This window comes from Mucilaginibacter sp. P4_G9 (assembly GCF_056400985.1).
Genome location: NZ_JBFUKF010000039.1, coordinates 1 through 23,669, shown reverse-complemented (window position 1 = coordinate 23,669; position 23,669 = coordinate 1). Strand labels below are relative to the sequence as shown.

The 23,669-nt window shown below is 43.3% G+C and carries 14 protein-coding genes; 1 reads left to right on the top strand and 13 read right to left on the bottom strand.

The window, feature by feature from the left end:
- Window positions 1–76 precede the first annotated feature (76 nt).
- From glgP to AC1DPZ_RS05990, 13 genes are all read right to left on the bottom strand, one after another.
- On the bottom strand, window positions 77–1,729 hold the full coding sequence (glgP, locus tag AC1DPZ_RS06050) for an alpha-glucan family phosphorylase (RefSeq protein WP_477401933.1): 1,653 nt from the start codon (window positions 1,727–1,729) through the stop codon (window positions 77–79).
- 261 nt (window positions 1,730–1,990) lie between these two features.
- Window positions 1,991–4,375 (bottom strand): phosphoketolase family protein, encoded by a 2,385-nt coding sequence (locus AC1DPZ_RS06045; RefSeq protein ID WP_477401932.1) that lies wholly within the window; start codon window positions 4,373–4,375, stop codon window positions 1,991–1,993.
- Entirely contained in the window at window positions 4,366–5,568 is a 1,203-nt protein-coding gene (locus tag AC1DPZ_RS06040; protein ID WP_477401931.1) for an acetate/propionate family kinase, read from the bottom strand. Before AC1DPZ_RS06040 ends, AC1DPZ_RS06045 begins: the two co-directional genes overlap by 10 nt.
- A gap of 215 nt (window positions 5,569–5,783) precedes the next feature.
- Entirely contained in the window at window positions 5,784–6,638 is an 855-nt protein-coding gene (locus AC1DPZ_RS06035) for a universal stress protein (RefSeq protein WP_477401930.1), read from the bottom strand.
- A gap of 285 nt (window positions 6,639–6,923) precedes the next feature.
- A complete protein-coding gene (locus tag AC1DPZ_RS06030; RefSeq protein WP_477401929.1) occupies window positions 6,924–8,222 on the bottom strand; it encodes an aminotransferase class V-fold PLP-dependent enzyme in 1,299 nt (432 codons plus the stop codon).
- A gap of 131 nt (window positions 8,223–8,353) precedes the next feature.
- Complete coding sequence (locus AC1DPZ_RS06025; protein WP_477401928.1) at window positions 8,354–9,124, bottom strand: 3-keto-disaccharide hydrolase; 771 nt, start codon at window positions 9,122–9,124, stop codon at window positions 8,354–8,356.
- 257 nt (window positions 9,125–9,381) lie between these two features.
- Window positions 9,382–11,307: a c-type cytochrome gene (locus AC1DPZ_RS06020; RefSeq protein ID WP_477401927.1), complete on the bottom strand. Its 1,926-nt coding sequence runs from the start codon at window positions 11,305–11,307 to the stop codon at window positions 9,382–9,384.
- 33 nt (window positions 11,308–11,340) lie between these two features.
- Window positions 11,341–13,179, bottom strand: coding sequence for a 3-keto-disaccharide hydrolase (locus AC1DPZ_RS06015; protein WP_477401926.1), 1,839 nt, complete (start codon window positions 13,177–13,179; stop codon window positions 11,341–11,343).
- A gap of 254 nt (window positions 13,180–13,433) precedes the next feature.
- A complete protein-coding gene (locus AC1DPZ_RS06010; RefSeq protein ID WP_477401925.1) occupies window positions 13,434–14,963 on the bottom strand; it encodes a glycoside hydrolase family 32 protein in 1,530 nt (509 codons plus the stop codon).
- Between the two features lie 140 nt (window positions 14,964–15,103).
- Window positions 15,104–16,810, bottom strand: coding sequence for a RagB/SusD family nutrient uptake outer membrane protein (locus AC1DPZ_RS06005; RefSeq protein WP_477401924.1), 1,707 nt, complete (start codon window positions 16,808–16,810; stop codon window positions 15,104–15,106).
- Window positions 16,811–16,828: 18 nt separating this feature from the next.
- Window positions 16,829–19,969: a SusC/RagA family TonB-linked outer membrane protein gene (locus tag AC1DPZ_RS06000; RefSeq protein ID WP_477401923.1), complete on the bottom strand. Its 3,141-nt coding sequence runs from the start codon at window positions 19,967–19,969 to the stop codon at window positions 16,829–16,831.
- A 29-nt stretch (window positions 19,970–19,998) separates the two neighbouring features.
- A complete protein-coding gene (locus tag AC1DPZ_RS05995) occupies window positions 19,999–20,913 on the bottom strand; it encodes a carbohydrate kinase family protein (RefSeq protein WP_477401922.1) in 915 nt (304 codons plus the stop codon).
- A 7-nt stretch (window positions 20,914–20,920) separates the two neighbouring features.
- Entirely contained in the window at window positions 20,921–22,246 is a 1,326-nt protein-coding gene (locus AC1DPZ_RS05990; RefSeq protein ID WP_477401921.1) for a sugar porter family MFS transporter, read from the bottom strand.
- A 346-nt stretch (window positions 22,247–22,592) separates the two neighbouring features.
- Between AC1DPZ_RS05990 and AC1DPZ_RS05985 the strand changes: the two genes are divergently transcribed.
- On the top strand, window positions 22,593–23,669 hold a 1,077-nt coding region (locus tag AC1DPZ_RS05985), incomplete at its 3' end, for a substrate-binding domain-containing protein (protein WP_477401920.1).

Sequence of the window (23,669 nt, the reverse complement as noted above, 5' to 3'; positions counted from 1 at the left end):
ACTTACAGCTAACTAATGACCTTAATCACATAACAACCTGCTCTTCATCACCATTCGGGCTTAGCAAATAATATAATTAAACATTATATAGCACTTCGTAATATTCCGCAGCCATTCTTGCTGATTCAAATGCCGGYACAACATCCTTAGCACCTTCTTTTATGATTTTTAACCATTTTTTTTGATCATTATAGTACAGTGGTAAAACCTGTTTTTCTAAAATTTCAAGAAGGTTATGGTTTTCCACCGAGTTTTTCTTGTCATAGGGAAGCTCATCTGCCGCAGGTTGTATAATAAAGCAGTTTTTCTTATCCCTGGCAAATTCCGGCACCCAGCCATCAGGTAACGAAACATTGATTACACCATTCATAGCAGCCGTCATTCCACTCGTACCAGATGCCTCCCTGTACATTTGGGGGTTATTTAGCCATACATCCGCACCTTTTTTGAGTTGCGCAGATAAGTCGAGCTCATGGCCGGTCAACACAGCACAATTAGCGAATTGCTTTGTTTTTAATATAATTTGATTAAATAAGTTAACAGAGCCGTCATCTCCCGGATATGGCTTGCCAGCCCAGATGATCTGTACGGGCATTTTTTTGTTATTAACAAGTTTCAGAAATCTTTCCCAATCATACATAATAAGGTCGGCCCTTTTATAGGTGGCAAACCTCCTTGCCCAAACAATGGTTAGTACATTTTCATCAAATATTTTCCCGCATTGATCTGCAACTATTTTAAAAAGCGCGACCTTCAATTCTTTTTTTCTTTCGGCAATAACCAGGTCATCACCGTTAGTAATGGCAGTGTTTAATTCCTTATCTACCCAGTAACTTTTATTCTGCGCATTTGTTATGGAAGTAATTTCGCAAATGCCAGGATTGTCGCCCCACATTTGCCTGGCTACTTCACCATGTAGCTTTGAAACACCATTGGCTTTACCTGCAAATTTTAAGGCTCCCAAAGTATAATTAAATCCTCCGCCGTTTAAACCTAATAATGACTTAGCCTCATGCTGATCCATCTGGTAAAAAAACGACATATCATTTAGCAGCGCATAATCGTGTTCTTCATTCCCGGCCATTTCTGGTGTGTGGGTAGTAAACCTTACTCTTTTCTTTACTTCRCTAAGCTTATTAAACTTCTTGTACAGGTAAAAACCGAGTGGTATTGAATGCCCTTCATTCATATGGTAAACACCGGGCACTATTTTTAAAGCATCTAATAACATTGCCCCACCAATGCCTAAAACTATACTTTGCGCTATCCGCGTAGTTTCATTTGCATCGTATAAGCGGTGTGTAATTGAGCGCGATACTTCATCATTTTCGGCAATATCGGTACTTAGCAAAAACAGCGGCGCTGTACCAAAGGTTTCGGGCTTTAATAAATATGCCTTAACATAAACAGGTGCGCTGTGAATATAAACCGTTAAAACAATCCCGGTATCCTGCAAAAATGAGTATTCCTTTTTAATAAAGTCCGGTTTCATTAGCGCACTGGTACCTCTTACCTGGTCGTAATAACCGTATGTCCAAAGCATGCCAATACCCAGTAAATTTTGTTTCAACTCGTACGCGCTGCGTAAATGCGAACCAGCCAGGAAACCCAAGCCACCGCTGTAAATTTTTAAAGATTGATCAACGGCAAACTCCATTGAAAAATAAGCCACACCCGCTTTATAGTTTTTGTTTGGCACGTAGCCAAAGATTTCCTTTTTATTAATCATTATTGAAATTTACCCAAATAACCCGAAATAGCCACATATAGTTTTGTATATATATAATTAAAAAATATATAATTATAGGCTTCTAAAAATAACGTATTGCTATGGCAGAAATAATTCTTGTCCCCTCAGGGTCTCTCGCAGAGGACCCTGAGGAACTATGCAGATCGAATATCCAAATTCAACACCCTGTAAACTCCCTCAGGGTCCCTTTTCAAGGAGACCCTGAGGGGACAAATATTAATGCTATATGATTATACGCCATTAGTTGCCTATAAGTTCACTTTCGTTTACCGCAGTCCATTTCCAGTTTTTTATTTCGGGCATATCATCCAGGTATTGGCAGATATATTCATGGTGCTCTTTAAGTTTTGCATCGCACCAGGCAATAAACGCATCGGCCTGCTGGTGCAGTTGGGGTACACGCTTAACTGCCTCCATAGCTAAATGATAGCGGCTCATTTGGTTTAACACTACCATATCAAACGGCGTGGTTGTTGTACCCTCTTCCATATACCCCCGTACATGGAATCTCGCCGGATCTGGCCGGCCATGCACCAGGTCATGAATGATGCGTACATAGCCATGAAAAGCAAAAATAACAGGTGCGTCATCTGTAAATAGAGTGCTAAACACTTCCTCACTCATTCCGTGGGCATGATATGCAGCAGGTGATAAGGCCATCAGATCAACCACATTAACCAGCCTGGTTTTAAGATCGGGAAAATATTGTTTAAGTATCCAGGTGGCGGCCACAGCTTCAAGCGTGGGTACATCGCCGGCACATCCCAATATTACATCAGGCATTTCGTTGTTACAATTACCGGCCCATTTCCACTCAGAAGCGCCCATAGCACAATGCTTTACTGCTTCATCCATGGTGAGCCATTGCAATTCGGGCTGTTTACCCGCTATTACTACGTTTACATAATCCTTACTCCGCAGGCAATGATCCATCACCGATAAAAGTGTATTAGCATCTGGTGGTAAATAAATCCTGGCAACCGTGCTTTTTTTATTAATAACAGTATCAATAAAACCCGGCCCCTGGTGGCTATAACCATTATTATCCTGCCGCCATACATGTGAAGTTAGCAGGTAATTTAAGGAGGCTACGGGTTTGCGCCACGGTAATTCATGGGCAGTTTTCACCCATTTGGCATGCTGGTTTACCATAGAGTCAACTATGGTTACAAACGCTTCGTAACAAGGAAAAAGCCCGTGCCTTCCGGTTAAAAGATAACCTTCAAGCCATCCTTCGCAAAGATGCTCGCTTAAAACCTCCATCACACGCCCATCTGGTGCAAGCTTCTCATCCGTAGCAAGTATCTCTTTCATAAAGCAACGATTAGTTACTTCAAACACAGCCTCCAAACGGTTTGAGGTTGTTTCATCAGGACAAAAAAGGCGAAAATTTCTGTTCTCCTGGTTAAGCTCAAAAACATCGCGGAGATATTTCCCTAAGTTGCGGGTACTTTCGGCTTCAACTATGCCCGGAGTGGTAACACGCAGCTCATAATCCTTAAAATCGGGCAGCTTTAATTCTTTTAGCAACAGGCCGCCATTTGCAAATGGTATTGCACTCATGCGTTTATTACCTGTTGGTGCAAGTTCTGCAAGTTCTGGAATAAGCTTGCCGTTCCTGTCAAATAATTTTTCGGGGTTATAACTTCGCATCCACTCTTCAATCACTTTTAATTTTGCAGGATCTTCCTTTGACCCGGTTAGCGGAACCTGGTGCGAGCGGAATGTATTTTCAATCGGCACACCATTCCATTCTTTTGGCCCGGTCCAGCCTTTTGGTGTTCTCAATATAATCATCGGCCAGCAAACCGGCGTTATAAAGCCATCCACCCGCGCTGCATACTGAATCCTCCTAATTATTTCATAAACACGATCCAATGTTTCTGCCATTTGCCGGTGTACAGCCATAGGGTCATCCCCCTCAACAAAAAACACCTCGTATCCGTACCCTGTGAACAATGCCCGAAGTGCATCGTCATCCGTTCGCGCTAATACGGTTGGCCCCGAAATTTTGTACCCATTCAGGTGTAAAACAGGTAAAACGGCTCCGTCTCTTGCCGGATTTAAAAAAGCAACAGATTTCCAGCTACCTTCCAACGGACCTGTCTCGGCCTCCCCGTCGCCTACAACACAGGCAGCTATCAGGTCGGGGTTATCAAACACAGCGCCAAAAGCATGCACAAGTGAATATCCCAGCTCGCCGCCTTCATGAATGGATCCGGGTGTATGTGCACTTACATGGCTGGGGATACCGCCAGGCGTAGAGAATTGCCTGAATAATTGCAGCATTCCTTCTTCATTTTGCCCTACCCGCGGATATATTTCCGAATATGTGCCCTCGAGGTAGGTATGTGCAATTATGGCCGGTGCTCCATGACCCGGGCCGCATATGTATAAGATATCTGCATCCGTTTCTTTTATAAGCCGGTTAAGGTGTACGTATACCAGGTTTAATCCTGGTGATGTGCCCCAATGGCCGAGTAATCTTGGTTTAATATGCCCGGGCTTTAACGGCTCTTTTAACATTGCGTTATCCTGCAGATAAATTTGCCCGGCAGATAAATAGTTAATAGCCTGCCAGTAAGAATTCATTTTTTCCAAATCGTAGTTCACTATCAGTTGCATAATTCCTTTGTTTTAATGTTATCAATAATGGTTTGTGTATGTTTAGCAATCACCCATTCCTCATCTGTTGCTATAGCTTTTACCTTAACCCGGCTTTGTTCGGTTGATATAACTTCCTGCCGGTTATAATTAAATTTTTGATTGATTGATATCCCCAGAAAATCAAGTTCACTACAGATCCGTTCCCTTATTATTGCTGAATTTTCACCTATCCCCCCGGTAAATATCAGTACATCAAGCCCCCCCATTGCCGCGGCCAGTGCCCCAATGCATTTTCGGGCGTTGTAACAAAACACCGCAAGAGCCTCCCGGGCCCTGGTATCTGTTGCTTCATTTTTTAACAACTCCTGTACATCACTGGTACCGGCAATGGCTTTTAAACCCGATTGTTTACTTAACAGATCATCTATTTCATCGGGTGTTAGTTTTTCTTGTTTAAGCAAAAACAATATTACCCCGGGGTCAAGATCACCAGAACGGGTTCCCATTACCAGCCCCCCCATGGGACTGAGCCCCATTGTGGTATCGATGCCAACCCCGTTTCTTACAGCTACCATACTTGCACCATTACCCAGGTGCGCTATTACAATTTTTCCGCTTGGAGCTGATGTTGCTTTTTGCGCCATCATTATATATTCATATGATAAACCGTGAAAGCCATATCGAATAAGCCCTTTTTCTGCAAATTTTGATGGCAGCGGATAGTATTTTGAACAGAAAGGCATATTCTGGTGAAATGCGGTATCAAAACAAGCCACTTGTGGTATACCCGGGAACGCCGCTTGAAATAATTGAATCATCTTTATTTCATTAGGCAGATGATTGGGCGCCAAGTAAATAAACTCATTTAGCGAGTGTAATAATTCGTCTGTTATAATTTCAGGGATGCGGTGATTGGGACCACCTTGTACAAGGCGATGCCCTATAGCTATGATATCATACTGTTGCTGATTATTTTTAAACCAGCTGATTAGTTCTGTAGCGGCATTAAATTGATCTTCAAAATTCTCAACCAATTTAAATACCGGCTCATGATCACTGTTTCTTATAACAAGCTGGCCAGTTTGGGTACCAATATGATCTACCGAGCCGCATAACGCCAATTTATTTGAGCCGGAGATATATAGCTTAAACTTTAAGCTGGATGAGCCGCCGTTAATGGATAGTAGGTATGAATTTGCTTTTTCGAACATTTGAATAATGAGAAAAGGACAATTAGTTAGATGGCTGTTTTTATTACCGGTAAAGCTATATGATTACATACCGCTAAAAAATGATGCACTGCTATGGTAAACAATGACGGTGGTCACCTTATGCAAGTGTTAATTTGATTGGTATTTTTTACCTTAATAACCTAAAAAGCCCCGTTGCGCGGAGCTTTTCAGGTTATTATTAACTATATATATCATTAATTCTGTGAGTGAAATACAAGCAGTGGAATTTCTATCCGGCTTGCCATTTTTTGTGTAGCGCTTCCGTTTAACAAACCATGCAAAAAGCTATGCGAGTGATGCACCATTGCCAAAATATCAATGTGACCAAATTCACACAACCAGTTTAGCCCATCGGTAGCCCTGGCGCCCTCGCAAATGCGGTAATATATATGAGGATAATTGCTTTTGTTTGATAACTCATTCAGGAATGGCTCTATAAGTTCTTTAAAACCACTTGCTGGCTCTTTATCTTTAACTACGTGAGTAATTAGTATTTCGGCATCCAGCATCCTGGCAACCGGTATCAGTTCATACACAAATTTCAAATCTTCTTCAGGATGTTTAAAATCCGTAGCAAAAGCAATTTTCTTTATAGGTTTGATAGCAACCTTTGGAGGAATTAGCAGCAGGGGTTTTGAAACGTAATCAATAGCTCCTTTGGCATGATTTCCTAAAAGAACTTTACTGAGGCCGCTGCCATGAGTTCCCATAACTATTATATCAATATCCTTATTTTCAAACCCTTTTAGTATGGTGTTAAAATCGCCCATTTCGTTAACACAGGTTATTTTAGGTTTAACCTCATCCCTTAAATCCTCACCCGCTAACCTGGCGGCCAATTTCTTAAGCTCCTGTATGCTATCATCCATTATGTGTTCATAATCATCCATTGGCCAAATTACCATGCCGGCTTCTGGCATGGCGGCCGGAACCATGAAGGCATTACACAATATCATTTTAGCTTTAAGATGTTTTGCCAGGTTATAAGCGTATTCAGCAGCATGCGTTGCATTGTCTGAAAAATCGGTTGGGACAAGTATTGTTTTCATCGTTATTGTCAATTGATTTTATAATATAAAATTCTGAAATAACTATTCATTAATTAATGACGATGGTCATTTGAATTAATGATATTTAACAATAACAGACTTCTGATTTACCCCTCCAATGACCAAAAAGATCCGGAACATCTGATATACCTATAAACCAGATAATGAGGAATTTGTTTAGTTTTTGTTTAATTATTTAGCTTGAAATACCGATCAATACAAAGGCTGTCCCGTAAATTCAAACCGGGGCAATTTTAACTTAAAGCAGAAAGGTCCCGGGTGGTATTATCCAGTCTTTCCGGCTATTTCGGTAATTGCTTTTACCAGTTTATCCAGGTCGGCAATTGTGGTATACACATGTGGGGTTATGCGTACACAGCTAACKTTTTCAAACACGATAGATACCGTATGGATCTTATATTGGTTAAACAGCGCGGCCTCCAGTTGTGCAGGGGTTACGCCATCAACAGATACGCCGCATATGGCACATGAATATTCGGGTTTCAGCGAAGTATGCAGTTTTACTTTGGGCAGCTGTTGTACTTTGGCCGCCCAGTAATTTTTAAGGTAACGAATCCGTTCCTCTTTACGTTTGCTGCCAATAGCCAGCTGAAAGTTTACGGCCTCGCCAATCCCCTGCTCTATCGGGAAGCTGCGCGTACCCAGGTTTTCAAATTTGCGAATATCGGGACCCTGGGGATTGTCATCGCACAAGAGGGGCAATACTTTAGCAATTTTTTCTTTTTTAATCCACATCATCCCGCTGCCTATAGGCGCCGAGAGGAATTTGTGCAAACTGGTGCCAAAGTAATCACAATTAAGATCGGGAATCTTAAAATCCAATAAGCCGAAGGAGTGCGCCCCATCAACAATAACCTCGATGCCACGAGCATGGGCCATATCGCATATTTTGCGAACCGGCATAATCTGCCCCACATAATTAATGATGTGCGTAACGTGTATCAGTTTTGTTTTTGGGGTGATAGCATCCTGGTAAGCTTTTACAATTTGCGCATCATTCTCAATCGGAAAATCGAAGGTTAGTTGTTTGTATACAATCCCTTCGCGCAATGCCCGCTGCCGATAGGCCTGTACCATGTGCGGGTAATCCAGTTTGGCGCCTATCACCTCATCGCCGCTTTTTAATGGCAACCCGTATATAATGGTATTAAGCGACTCGGTAGCATTGCGGTTAATGGCAATCTCGTCGGGTAAGGCACCGGCCAGCAGGGCCAGTTTCTCGCGCAGCGGTTCGCGGCCCTCGTCAAGTATGCGCCACATATAGTATGACGGGCCTTCGTTAGTTAGCTGGTTATACCGCTCCACCGCCTGCTGCACCACCAGCGGCGAAGGCGAAACGCCCCCGTTATTAAGATTTATGATATTGGTGCTTACCGAATACGACCGCTGGATAACGCCCCAGAAATCCTCATCCTGCGCCACCTGCTGGGGTGTTAAATGGGTTATTTTATTTTCGGCAGATCTCCATTCATAGGCATGTGCCTGGCTAAACAGGCTCGATGCCGAAAAAGCGCCGGTAAGCACGGCCGCCTGCCTGATAAAACTGCGTCGGTTATTGGTCATGAACGAATTTAGCGTATTGAGCGCATAGAAACAAGCATGGTATAAAGTTTAGCAGAAGTAAACAGGTTATAAAAAAACAGCCTGGGGCGTTTGATACCCAGGCTGTTCAAATTATTTATAAAGTGCAGGCTTTACAGCTCCCTTACCCAAATATTCCGGTAGCTTATCGGTTCGCTTTTGTCGCCATGGGCTTGTAATTTAATGGGTTCGGCGCCGTGTTTACGGTATTCGGGCTGGCCGATGTATGGGGTATCGCCTTTTAATGCCGTGTTGTTTTGAACAAGCACCCCATTATGCAAAACCGTTGCCCGTGCTGCCGATTTTAAAGTTCCGTCTTCGTTAAAGCGGGGCGCTGTCCATATCACGTCATAATACTGCCATTCGCCGGGTTTGCGGCAGGCATTTGCCAATGGCGGCGATTGTTTGTACAAACTGCCTACCTGGCCGTTAACATACGTTTTGTTATTATAGTTATCAAGCACCTGTAGCTCGTATCCACCGGCGCCCCATGGTAATGCAGCCAGGAAAATACCGCTGTTGCCCCGCCCCTGTCCGCTGCCTGTAATATTTGATGGAATCCGATATTCGATGTGCAGCTGGAAATCGGTAAACTTTCTTTTGGTTTGAATATCGCCTGCAGTTTTATCAACCGTAATTATCTTACCGGCAACCTTCCATTTATGTGCCGATGTGGAATCATTGGTGGCTACCCATTCATCCAGGTTTTTGYCATCAAATAAAGTGATGGCATCGGACGGCGCCCCGCCCACGTTTTTGGCCGGAGTTACCACAGCCGGTACCGGCGACCAATATTCGGTATCTTCCGGTTTCCCGGTTTGCTGCGCATAAGCTGTTATTGCCGAAYCGGCCAATAACACTGCGAACATTACAAGTTGTTTCATTTTTAGGATATATTTATAATTAGTGTAAATAAAAAACAATGTTTGGCAAAAAATCAAGGGTTGGGATGTAAGAATTAAACACTGCGAACCGGTTATTTTCTATAATTTGAAACTCCGGTAAAAAGGTTTTTTCCAGACCAAAGGCCCGCGCCAATAATTTTTATGACCGGGATGGCCTTTCATAGTTTTTTCTCAATTTTTCTTGATTTTTCTCAATTTTTATATGTTGATTGTCGATTTATTTCTCATAATTCTCATTATTTAGCAAGTGATTTTATCCAAAGCGCTATCTTCCTGGCTTCGTCTTTAGGCACCTGCGGCATCGGCGGCATCGGGGTCGAATAATCCGGCCAATGCTCGGGCTTAGGATTGCTGATCAGCTGCACCAACTCATTCACACTGTATTTTCTTTTTGCTACATCCGAGTAAGCCGGACCAACCTGGCGTTTATTGGCACTATGGCATGACAGGCAGGTGTTTTTCAGTAATAGTGGCTTCACTTCATCATAAGTTGGCACCGCACTGGCGGCAGTTAAAAGTTTTCCTTTCTTTGATGCTGAAAGTGAGGCTGTTTTTACCGCTTTAGATGAATTGATAGTGCTCACTTCGCTCAGTGACAGTTTTTGCCCTTCGGGGATATTGTTGAGGGTGTAGTATGCTGTTGGGTGAATGAGATTAAAATAGTTCTCCTTATCACGAATCCCGTCAAGGGTAATAGTATGGATATAATATTTGCGCAGGTTATTCACTATAAGCCTTGCCCTTAAGCCATCCGCTGATACTTTAACGCCTACTATAGGGCATTTTTGGGTATTTACCGGGGGACTACCATACACACCGTGATATTTATAAATATAACTTTCTACCGAGTAGGAAGCTAAATCGCCGGCAACCTTCTTATCCACCGGTTTGGTAAATTCAATTTCAAAACCATCGGGCATAGCGCGAATGGCCCTCATTTCAAAGGGGACCTTATTGTTCCATACCAAACGTTGTAAACCCATGGTAGCCTCTCCTGCTGATCCCCAGCCGCGGTTGGTTTCGCCTGCTGCCAGCGAACCATCTGGTAACCAGGCAAGTCTCACAATACCCGATTGAAAACCGCTCCTGAAAGCCCATGCCGCACCCTGGTATTCGCCGTTAACTTTCTCTAAAAAGATCCTGTCAATCATACTTTGTCCCTGGTCGCATACCAGCAATTGGCCTGCGAACGGCCCGAATGCGTCTTCGGGTATTTTCACAATTTCGGAGTTGGAAATTCCCAATATGCCATGGGGCAACCAAACAGCGGGTAGTGTTAACTCAGGGATCTCCTTTTTTACCTCAAATTCAGTCCTGAATTTTTCGTTAACAATATTTTGTGGCTTAAACGGTTGACCGTCTTTATCAAATTCAATTCTTGGATTGTTTTTGGCAAAGAATTGTTCCGGCGTAAGTTTTAATGGTGAGTTTGGCAAATTAGCCCATACCAAACTTGATGGATGTCCCATAAAAGCCCCCTTCTTAACCTGCATAATACTGCCCGAGCCAACCCAATCACCCTGGTTATCGCTATACCATAATTCCCCGTCAATCATACTGATGCCGCAAGGTGAGCGAAAACCGGCAGCCCATGGCGTAACTGTACCATCTTCCTTAATATTGAGGGCCCAGCCTCTCCACGGTACGAAACTTTTGGGGTGCCACCAATCAGGCGGGAAACCAAGGTTCAGGGTAACAAAAAAGGATCCGTCGGGCGCTATCTTAGGTCCGAAACTGTATTCATGATAATTACCCGATAAAGGCCAGGCGTAAATAGTTTCAAAAACATCGGCCTTGCCATCCATATTGGTATCAACCAGTTTAGTAAGCTCACCGCGCTGTACCACATACAAAGCGCCATTTTTCCATGCCGCACCCAAAACCTCATGCAGTCCCGATGCGAATTTGCGGAAGAAAGGATGCTGGCTGGTTGGATTCTCCACCATAAAAATATCGCCGCGACGGGTGGTTACAGCAAGTGTTCCATTGGGTAAAGTGCACAAACCACCAACTTCCAATATAGTGCCCTCGGGTGCGGGCACTTTCATAATCTTAAAATAATCATCCTCTTTAGCCGATTCGGCCTGAGCGTAAGTATTTGGGGTATAATTTAAAAGAGCGGCAATTATAAGTGTAGTAAATAATGTGGCCCTGTTTATCATTTGTTTTAGTGTATAATTCATAACGAAGGCTACTTAAAAGATAATAGAATAGGTTAATTTTTGCTTAATCGGGATGATAAGTTCCTGCTTGCCTGCCGCGCTTCTGACTACAGGTTTGGCATCCCCGGCATCATCAATACGGATATAGTAAGATTTATCGTCAACTATATAGAGTCCGTTACCAAGCTCTTCAATATTATCGCCTGTAGCAAGGTGAGCAAATAAACCGTCAACAGGTTTTTGCAAAACTATGTCGCGACGAATGCCTTGCCCACCGGCAATAACCCTGCTGGCATCATTCACCACAGAGCCGTAGATAACGTACATGAAGGTTGGCTGATCATCCGCATTTAAAATGTATCCTTTAGGCCGATAACCTGTTCCTGCTGTATCGGGTACCCACGGTGCCTGTGTGTTAGCCAGTTTTTCAATTACCGGCACCGGTTTGCCCAGGTATTGAACAGAGCCGGCAGGGCGCGATGAGCCGTCGCCGCGGTCATGCCACATGGGGGTGGCATCCAAAAATCCGCCGTGCCATATTTCAACTATCATTCCCTTATCCAGGTCGTAGGTATAGTGCACCTGCTCGGTATTGCCTACATTTACGCCATGTGTAACCCGGATGCCGCCCGGCAAATCAGAAAAACTGCGCAAAATTGTATTTGATGTAGCGTTGATCAATATCGGATCAATGGGGTCATTTGAACTAACATTAGCATCGCTCAATAAATACTCGCGGATGCCCGGACCAGCTACAGTAAGCCCTAAAGCCGGCTTGGCCCAGTCAACAGTTTTTGAATAAAAGAGCTCGAAATTATGGTTGCCGGGTTGCAATTGAATTTTGCCGGCGCCCTTGCTATCAGCCGTTGGAACAGCATCAGCGCCATTAATGCGTAAAGAACCCTTGCCGCCCGGTACACTTAACTTAAATGCATATTCGCCGGCTTCGGTAATTTTAATGGTACCTGTATAGCGGATCAAAAAGTCGTTGGTTAACCTACCCTGGTTTGATGACAAAATTGTCGAACTGCCTTCGGCTTCGGGCTTTAATTTTTTGTAATCAGCATCGGTAAGCAAACCGCCTTTGTATACCTGGTATTTTAAGTTTGACAATACCGGGTGATGTTTATCAAACCCGGTTATGCTAATGTTCCTGAAAGCTACCGCACCATGATCGCCCTGGATGCGTAAAGGGCCTGCAATGCTTTCTTTATTATCTATAGCGCCGCGGGTTGGCCCGGCAAGCTCCACATTGTCCTGTATTAAGACGCCGTTTAACCAAACATAAAGTATTTTGGCGTTTGATATCTTGTGCCCGTTTGCATCAAACTGCGGCGCCTGGAACGAGATCTTCATATGTTGCCATAAGCCAGGCGCCCTGCTTGCATTTTGCCTTGGAGCATGGCCGTCGTATCCTTGTTGTCCATCGGGTTTACTATCGTCCCAGCGTTCATAAATGCCGCCATTATCGCCCGATTTAGGGTTAACTACCCCCCAGCTATCCAGCAACTGAATTTCATAACGCCCCTGGAGATAGATCCCGGAGTTTGATCCTTTTGCCATCAGGTAATCAAGCTCGAGATCCATATCGCCATAATTAGTTTTGGTGAACAAATCTTTTGCTCCGTTTTTACCAGGCAGGTTTACCAGGATGCCTGCGCCATCCTTAACAGACAATACTTCGTCTTGTAAAAGATCGGCCTGCACATTGGTTGCAAGTTTCCAGTTTGATGAGGGATCCTGGAAAAAAGACAGGTCATTAAGCGGTACTTTGCTTTGTGCCGTAAGCTTTTGAAAACTCAGCACGCAAACAAGTAACACCAAAAACCTTTTACCGCTAACGTTTACAGGAGGGTACTTAATAGAATACATTTGATTTAAATTATAATATGGGTTTATGTGGCTTAAAGTACAAAGGCTTTAAAGGAGGGCAATTTAGCAATTTACGCAATCGATTACGAAATTTTTTTTAACAATTTTAAATGCAAAATTAATGTGGCTATTAACCAAAAAAAGGCGCTCCCATTTTGCGGAAGCGCCTTAAGAAAAACATAAGAGGGTTTCAAGCCCTATGATTAGATTATGGAGAAACGCGCTGTTTAATGCGCCTCAAAAGTTAAATCGGTTTATTTATCCCAGGTAGATTTTAACCCGGTAATACTAAGGCCCTTAACTTTCAATTCGGTGGTATTTATAGCAAGGTTAGTGAAGTCCCCGTCAGGGAAATAAACAGCCGTCATGGTAGTTAATCCACCATCAGCAAATACCTCAACAGACGCTTTATCAACCACAATAGTGATATCTGAATTTTTAGCGGCTGTAAACCTCGGCGCTGTAAACCGACCGGCAAAATTCTTTTGAAAATCAATCTTTCCTGATTTTGTACGATCGATAAAGTACTGGTCTTTTGCTTCATCATAGCCAATCAGCAGCTCTTGTTCTTTTTTGTTTGATAACTTTATGGTATAACCTTTTAATTGCGCAAGGCTCATCTTTAATACATACTGGCTTTTAAAGCCTATGGTCTTTGATGACAAGTCAAGCGTTTTATTAACCTGTACATTTTTTAAAGCCACCGTTGTTGTATTGATCTTTGCCAGTTCGGGCACCGGTGCCGATGCTATCACGATACCCTGGTTGCTTTGCTTTAAATGCAGGTCGCGCGGGATTGTCATGGCGTTGCGCCATTTTTCGGTTGGTACCTGGTTGGCATATTCCCAGTTACTCATCCAGCCTAAAAATATTTTACGGCTGCCGGTATTACTCCATGTTATCCCTGCATATTCATCCGGGCCATAATCCAGCCAACGGGTTTTGGTATCTATTGGTGTAAACTTGCTGCCATTATAACTGCCTATAAAATACTGCGTGGCCGATCCTCCGTTTGGCCCTCCCGGGTTAATATTTACTATCAATACCCAATATGTTTTACCATTCAGCTTTGAAGGGAACAGGTCGGGGCATTCCCATACCCCGCCGTGCGCTCCCTCTCTTAAACCAAACTCACTCTCCTTTTTCCACTTCTTTAGATCGGTTGCAGAATAAAAAGTGATGTGATCTTTAGTAGCTAAAGTCATTACCCATTTTTTTTCTTTGGCATACCACATCACTTTAGGGTCTCTAAAATCCTTGATCCCGGGATTTTTCAATACCGGGTTGCCGCTGTATTTCGTCCAGGTGTTCCCTTCATCCAGGCTATATGCAATACTTTGGTTCTGAAAAACGTCTGTTCCTGCTTTTTCTCCCTTCRGATCATGGTGGGTAAAGATGGCTACCATCGGAATCTTGCCCTTTTTACCAAAGCCCGAAGTGTTGTTGGAATCAACCACGGCGCTGCCAGAGAATATATAGCCCAAACTATCCGGATATAAAGCTATCGGTAACTCTTTCCAGTGGATGAGGTCCTTGCTTACCGCATGCCCCCAATGCATTGGACCCCAAATAATATCCTTAGGGTAATACTGAAAAAACAGGTGATAGGTGTGGTTAAAGTACACCATGCCGTTGGGATCATTTACCCAATGTGCTTTTGGCGAAAAATGTAACTGCGGGCGATATGCCTCCGTGTAAGGTTTTTTTGAAATATCCTGAGCTTTACAAACACAAGCTACTGCAATAAAGGCAATCAGCATTAATATGCCATGTTTAGTTTTCATAATTTAAGCTTTTTATAGGTTATATTATTGGGCAGGTGTATTCAAAAACCTTAAAAGAAATATTTCATAAATTTAGTTTTAAAAAAACAGGATCCCGGCCTAATTTATAAGGCCAGGTACCCGTTATTTTATTAACAATCTTAATATCCCGGGTTTTGTTTATATAAACCGTTGGTAAATGTAATTTCGGATTGTGGTATAGGCAGGTACTCATCCCGACCTGCTGTAAATTTAGCGGTAGCTAAAAATGTTCTCCTGCCTTTTTCAATATTGATATAGTCGTTTAAGGTTTTTTCGGCAATGCCCCATCGCACTAAATCAAAGAAACGCGCGCCTTCTGTAGCAAACTCCAGGCGCCTTTCCCATTGCAGCGCTTTGCGGGCATAATCCTGCGTCCAGTTGGCAATGCTATAGGGTTTAACGTTATAGTTGGATGGAAAGGTACCATCCAGTTTTTTAAGCCTCCCTGTACTTGCCGCAGCACGGTTGCGTACCTGGTTAATGAGTGGCAAAGCGCTTGCCTGCTGCCCCAGTTCAATATAGGCTTCGGCCTGCATCAGCAGTACATCATCATACCTGATGATATCATAATTTTTTGCCGACCCCATAAACGGACCAAGCTTAAAGTATGATGAGCTGGTAGCCAATTGCTGGTTACGCATGGTATGGAAATTTCCATAAACACCAGGATCACGTACCCAACTGTTACTAAAGAGTTTTGTATTATCATATTTATACGGGTGCCCGTCTATGCCAACTGTATGGTCTAACCTTGGATCAACGGTTACCTTTGTTAAATCGGCAATGCTGTTGTTAAATGAATCAAAGTTGGGCAAGCCATTTACATCAGTAGTATGTGCGTTAACCAGATTCTGACTTGCAGCATGAAAGCCGCAGCAACCGTATTGTGGTGCGCCATGCGGATAATTTAAACCATCCTCAAAATTCATACGGCCGGCCGTAGTTCCGTCATTAATGGTAAACTGTATCGCGAATACAGATTCGGGGCCGTTTTCAGTTTCTGGTAAAAAGTCATCGGCAATATCACTACTTAATGAGTATTTACCCGATGCTATAACAGCTTGTGTAAGATCAACCACCTGCTGCAACCTTGTTTTATTGATATTGGTTACATGATGCTTATCATCCTGCTCATAAGCCTGGTACAATCTCAATTTAGCTAAATAAGCCTGTGCATTTAATTTATTGGCCCTGGCTAACTCCGGCTGAGTAGTCGGCAAATTGTCAACTGCATATTGAAAATCGGCAGCAATTTTATTCCAGGAATCTTCATTTGATAATGTGTTTGAAACTTTCAGAATATCATCCGCCGTTGCGTTTTCGTCAAAAATGGGGATATTTTTATATAACAGTTTCATAGTAAAATAACTATGCGCCCTTAAAAATCTCAATTCGGCCAAACGTGTCTTTTTGTTAGGATAATCGGCATCCGAAAGCGAATTAACGGCTCTTAGTGCCACATTTGCCCTTGAAATAGATTTGAACAAATTTTTCCAGGTACGCGAAACAAAGGCATCCATGGATGGGGTTACCAGGTTGTAATGCTCCAAAGCATCAACTTCACCAACATCGCCGGTACCGCCGCCGCCTTTGTAGGCATCATCCGAACGAACGCTGCCATAAGCCCAGTCGCTGTATATAGGGCCTATCATATCGCCGTTGCCAATAGCAGCATAAGCCGCGGTTACCAAACCTTCAACAGCGGTTGGTGTTTTTAAATCTGATGCAGACAATACGCCTTTTGGTGTATAGTCTAACGCTTTTTTACAGGAACTGAAGATGATCAGTCCGGATAAAATAGCTGTAAATAATATTTTTGCTTTCATACTGAATAGTTTTTATCGTTAAAATGATGCGTTGATACCAAAACTGAAAACTTTAGGAATTGGAACCGGGTCCAGGTCAATCCTTTCAGGATCGGGGCTTAAATAGCTTTTGCTTTTCAACGTAAATACGTTTTCGGCCATCGCGAACACCCTTAGCCTGGTAAATACCGCTTTAGGTACAATGGTGTATCCAATTTGAATATTGCGCATTTTGAAGTAAGAGGTATTCACAATAAAGTAGTCGGAGGTACGGCCTTCATTATTGTTATCTTTTAATGTTAATGCCGGCACGCTTGTATTTGTATGCTGCGGTGTCCAGCCGTTAAATACACCCGGACCTACGTTTTCGCGGCTGTGCATCAGGTTATTATACAAGGTGTACACATCAAACCCTTTTCGGCCTGCCACACCCGACCCAAATATAGACAGATCGAATTTTTTATAGGTCAGGTCAATTCTTGCACCGTACTCTAAAGCGGGCAATGTRGTCCCTATCCAGGTTCGATCATCGGCATCAATTTTCCCGTCATTATTGGTATCAACATAACGGATTCTACCCGGACCAGCGCCGATTTGCGTTGGGGCGGCGTCTACTTCTGCCTGGGATTGGAAAAGGCCATTGGTTTTGTAGCCAAATATGTCAAACTGCGAATGCCCTATTATGGTGTTACCTATATTACCTGGATAAGCAGGTCTAACGTTTTCCGGTAAATTGGTAATCTTATCCCTGAAGTGCGAAAAGTTTAAGGTTACGTTGTAGTTAAAATCGCCCGATTGCTGGCCGTGATAGGTAACTAAAAATTCCCAGCCTCTATTACTCTTTGAGGCACCGTTAACGGTTTTTGACTGTCCCTCGCCTAATGCCGATGCAACAGGAGGTGTAATCAATATGCCGGTAGTTCTCCGGGTAAAATAGTCGAATGATCCCGAAATCTTATCGTGTAAGATGGCGAAGTCAAGCCCGGTGTTTATCTCTTCGGTAGATTCCCATTTAAGGCCGGAGTTTGGAGCCTGTGTTTGTACAAACCCCGAGGGTAACGAACCTGTATTGGCGCCGGAAAGCGAATAAGCTGTACCAACATTCATATACTGCTCCCAAAAGCCTGGAGTTAATTGGTTTTGGGTGGTGCCATACCTGGTATCGTAAAGCGCAAAACGCGAAATGTCGCCAATTTCCTGGTTACCAACGCGGCCCACACCTACCCTTAGTTTTAATTCAGAAAATATAGTATTGTTTTTCATGAAGCCTTCCTGGTCAATTTTCCAACCGAAGGAAGCAGCCGGGAAAATACCATACTGGTTGTTTGAACCAAACCTTGAAGAGCCGTCACGACGGATAGTTGCCGAGGCTAAGTATTTACCGGCATAATTATAATCCAACCGTGCAAACTGCGAAAACAAGCTGTTTCCGGTTGACCGGCCCGTAACAATGGTATTGCCTGTACCGGCATCTAAAGTAAAATAATCTTCAGTTTGTATGGCGTAGCCTTGTTTAAGGGTGCTTTGGAGATCGGTAAAGGTTTTAATATACTCGGTACCAACCAAAAATTTGAGGTGGTTATTGGTTGTTAAATCGTAGTTATATCTCAACGTGTTTGAAAATGTGGTACTCAGATAATGATTCTGATCAAAAAACAAGCTGTTGGTTGTGCGTGCCAGAGCGCCTTCCTGGAAAGTAGGTGTTATTACCTTATTCAGGTAGTTGGAATTATCGGCACCAAAATTTGATTTGAAATACAGGTTTTTAATAGGCTGAATTTCTAAAAAAACATTCCCAAATGTATTTACCCGGTTGGCATTATTCCATTTGGCCAAATCCTGCATATGCAGCGGGTTATTCCTGTCAGAGTATCCCCCGCCCGATTCGCCGGCGTAAGTAACACCGTCTTTTTGGTATACTGGTATAGTAGGCGCCAAGGTTACCGCCAAAAACGTGGTAGTCGCGCCACCTAAATCCCTGGTAGTAAGCGTTTCGTTGGAGTTAGTTATTTTTAAATTTACGCCAAACGTAGCTTTGTTATCAAAGGCACGTACCACACCATTAATGCTACCGGTAGTACGGTTGTATTTGGTAAACCTAACAAGGCCGGTATTTTTGATGTTACCAAAGTTAATTTCGAGCGACGCATTTTTGTTACCAACTGATGCGGTGAAATCATTATTGTATACCATGGCTGTTTTATACAGCACACTTTGCCAGTCGGTATTACCGGCAGGCGTGTTAGGATCGCCGCCTACAAATTGTTTGGGTACCACACTGTTTAAAACCGGGTTGTTATAATTACCATTCCAGTTAAAAGTGTATATGTCGCCATATCCGGCAGCTGGGTCCTGGCCATCATTTACAGAAGCCTGCCATAGGGCCTTGCCCCTGTCTGCCGAACTCAGCATTTTAAAACGCAATGATTTTTCGGACTGAACAGATGTGCTGTTATTAAACTGGAACAGAACTTTGCCCTGTGTATTACCGCCGTTTTTGGTGGTAACAATGATAACACCATTTGAAGCCCTTGCGCCGTAAATAGACTCGGACGAAGCGTCTTTTAGTACCTGTACCGATGCGATGTTTGAGGGTGATAAATTTTGAAAAACCTCGGGCCTGGTGGTAGGTATACCGTCAATAACATATAAAGGGTTGTTATTGCCCAAAGTGTTTGCCCCCCTGATCAGGATCCTGCCGGTTGACCCATTAGCCGATCCATCTTTTTCGATATACAAACCGGCAACCCTACCCTGCAAAGCCTGCATAGTATTGCCCGAGCTGTTATTTTTTACCGGGGCCAAATCAACAACTGCAACAGCACCCGTAAGGTCTTTCTTTCTTTCGGATGTGTAACCGGTTACTACCACTTCATTCAAGGTGGTTGCGGCATCTTTAAATACTACATCAAGCACTTTAGTATCGGCGGCAATCGTTATAATTACCGGCTTGGTGCCTACATATGAAAACCGTAAAGATTGCCCGGTGGCCGCAGAGATACTGAATTTTCCGTTGGCATCTGATAGTGCCGATTTTTGGGTTTCAACAACCACTATGGTAACGCCATCCATTGGTTTTGATGCGTTATCAAGCACGGTCCCGGTAATGATACGGGATTGCGCATGCCCCTTGCTTATGAGCAGTATAAGAAAGGAACAAATAAGTAATAATTTTCTCATTGATTTTTATTTAAGTTTATTGGTTGGGGTTAAAACATTTTGTTTATAAAGTCCTGGTATTCTTTTATTTTATAATCCGGGCAACCTCCTTTCTTTGTCGCAATAAATGCTCCCATCGCTATTGCATTTTTCAATAAGGTTTGCGGCTGTTCGCCATGGAAATGGTTGGCTATAAAGGCGGCTAAAAACGAATCGCCGCTGCCAATGGTATCTATAACTTTTACCTCGCGGCCGGCTACATGGTAAGCATTATCGCCCTTGTAATATGATGCGCCAAACTCGCCCTTGGTAACAATGATCTCGGGGATGTTAAAATGATCCTGGATAAATTTGATCTGTTCCGATTCTTTCCAGAATGATCCACGGAATAAGCCCTGTACCATTTCCAGTTCGGCCTGGTTAAATTTTACAATGTCGGCCTTATGAAGCAACTCATCCAACAAATCGCGGCTGATGAACGGCGGCCTCAGGTTAATATCAAACACTTTAATGGCTTCACTTTCCAACAGCTCAAACAAGGTATTGCGCGATACGCTGTTCCTTGATGCAAGGCTGCCATACACCAGGTAGGTTGATGGCTTTAGTTGACTAAGGATGTGCTCGCTATCGTTAATAAAATCCCAGGCCACCGGAAAAACTATCTCATACGATACTTCATTGCCATTATTCATTTTGGCAATTACCTGGCTGGTGGGGTGTTCGGTATCCGTTTGCAGCAAATGTTTAGGTATTCCCCAGCCGTCAAGCAGGCTTTCCAGCTTTTGGCCGTCAATGTCATTACCTATTTTGCTTACCAGGCTGGCCGGTACACCTAATTTATTCAGATGGTACGATACGTTTAGCAAAGCGCCGCCGGGTTGCGGGCCATCGGGCAGCACATCCCAAAGGATTTCGCCATAGCAAATGGCCGGGGTTGATATTTCTGTTTGCAGGTTCATCATCATTTAATTATTAATGCATTACCATGTTAGTTTCAATCTGTTCCAGTGAGCGTCCTTTAGTTTCGGGCATAAACTTCCATACGAAAACGAGCTGGCAGATCATCATCGTCCCAAAGAATGAAAATGTAACTGCCCCGCCCAGCGACTCGGCCAGGTAGGGGAAACAAAACGCGATTATCGCGGCCATAACCCAATGGGTTGAACTGCCCAATGTTTGCCCTTTTGCACGCACCTGATTTGGGAAAATTTCGGAGATAAACACCCAGATAACCGCCCCCTGCGAAAAGGCGAAGAAAGCGATGAACACCATCATATAAATGGGTATGGCAAAACCGTTAAAATGCCCGGTGTAAAAGGTAAACGCCACCAGGAATAGCGATGCTATAAGCCCGAAAGAACCCACCAGCATTAATGTACGGCGACCTACTTTATCAATAATATTGATACCTAACAGGGTGAATATAAAGTTGATTAACCCGATGCCAACTGTAGATAGCAGTGAAGAATGAGCGCCAAGCCCGGCCATTTCAAATATGCGGGGCGCGTAATATATAATGGCGTTTATGCCCGATACCTGGTTAAAAAAGGCGAAGAGTACAGCCAATATCACCGGTGTTTTATACTGGCCAGAAAAAAGACTGGTGTTTGAAGAACCCGCATTTAAATTGGAGTTTTTAATAGATGCCAGTTCCTGATCGCAATTAAGTGGATTTATGATCCTTAGGATCTCAAGCGCCCTGCCGGTTTCCCCTTTTTTAAGAATAAGCCAGCGTGGGCTTTCAGGAATAAAATAGATGAGCGCCAGGAAAAGCAAYGACGGGAATGCCTGTACACCTAACATCCAGCGCCATGAGGCTTCGCCGCCCTGGCTGATAAGGTAGTTTGACAGGTACGAGACGAGGATACCCAATACTACGTTGAACTGGAATAAACCCACCAGCCTTCCGCGACGGTCGGCAGGCGATACTTCTGATATATAAATGGGAGCGGTAACGGATGATATACCTACACCCAGGCCACCTAATAACCTGAAAACTAAAAACACATGCCAGTTGTCGGCAAGCGCTGTACCTATTGATGATAATAAATAGGCAGCGGCTACAAAGTATAAAGTATTCTTCCGTCCAAACATATCTGATGGCCTGGCGCCTAAAAGGGAACCTATCACGGTACCTATAAGCGCGATAGAAATAGTAAGCCCATGCTCCACTACAGACAGATGCCAGAATTGCTGGATAGATTTTTCGGCGCCCGATATTACTGCGGTATCAAACCCGAAAAGGAAGCCACCAAGGGCTACGACCATGGACCAGGCCAGGACGGAATGTTTTCTCATAATAATTATAAAAGGTGTTAATTGGATTTACGATTGCAAAGTAGGGCCATTTGCAAAGCAGCAGTTATTGATTTTATACCAAAACAGTACAAAAATTTAAACTGATTTAAACACTTGATTTTCAGGCAAATAAAATAAAGTATCATTTTTATTTCAGCAACATGTTTGTTTTTGTTACCTGCTTATTTCAGTTTTGATACATCCGCTGCACTCCCCGCGGGCTTCCCTGTTTGTTTTGTAGAAACATTTTTCGATACATTTGTGTAGAAGCATCCAAAAAGGGATAGCATCAGCCAATACAACCGTACTTAAACGTTAAATTATTATACGAACCTGATTGAAGTTAATGGCTTTGAATTATAACCTGCGCAGCATATTCCTGTTACCCGTATTTATATTAACGGTATTTGCCGGCTGTAAAAAAGCCGACAAAACATCACAATATACAATAGGCTTTTCGCAATGCGTAGGCTCTGACTTGTGGCGGCGCAATATGCTGGATGAAATGAAAATGGAACTTTCGTTGCACCCCGATGCCAGGTTTATTTATGCCGATGCTGATAACAGCAGTAAAAAACAAATTGAACAGGTAAAGAAAATGCTGGATGAAGGCATCGACCTGCTGATCATTTCTCCCAACGAAGCACAGCCGCTTAAAGGCATAGTTGAGCAAATCTATAATAAAGGTATTCCCGTTATAGTTATCGACCGCAAAACATCCTCAGACCTGTATACAGCTTATGTGGGTGCCGACAATTACCAGGTTGGTAAAATGGCCGGCGAATACATTGGAGCTACCCTTAAAGGTAAAGGTAACATTGTAGAGGTGATGGGACTTCCGGGTTCGTCCCCTGCAATTGAAAGGCATAGGGGTTTTAGTGATGCTTTATCAAAGTTTAATAACATTCACATTAAAGCACAGGTATACGGCGACTGGCTAAAAGATCATGCCCAAAAGCAGCTAAACCTGGTACAAGCGGATTTAAAAACAGCCGATGCCCTGTTTGCCCATAACGATGTAATGGCCGTAGGATCGAGGGATGTGCTAAATAGCCTGCACTTAGATCATCATGTTAAAGTTTTGGGGGTTGACGCAATGCCCGGGAACGGCGGTGGCCTGCAAATGGTGGCATCCAAAATTATTGATGCCAGTTTGGTATACCCAACCGGTGGTAAAGAAGCTATCACAACAGCTTTCCGCATCCTGAACAAAGAATCATTTGCTAAGGAGAACATTCTGCAGTCGCTGGCTATTGATTCAACCAATGTACAACTCATGAAGCTGCAATGGAACAAAATCAACAGCCAGCAAAAAGACATTGAGCGGCAGCAATCCTTACTGGAAGAGCAACGCCAGATCTATAACAGTCAACAGTTAGTTTTAAATATCACTGTGATAACACTGGTGCTGGCTGTTGTGTTC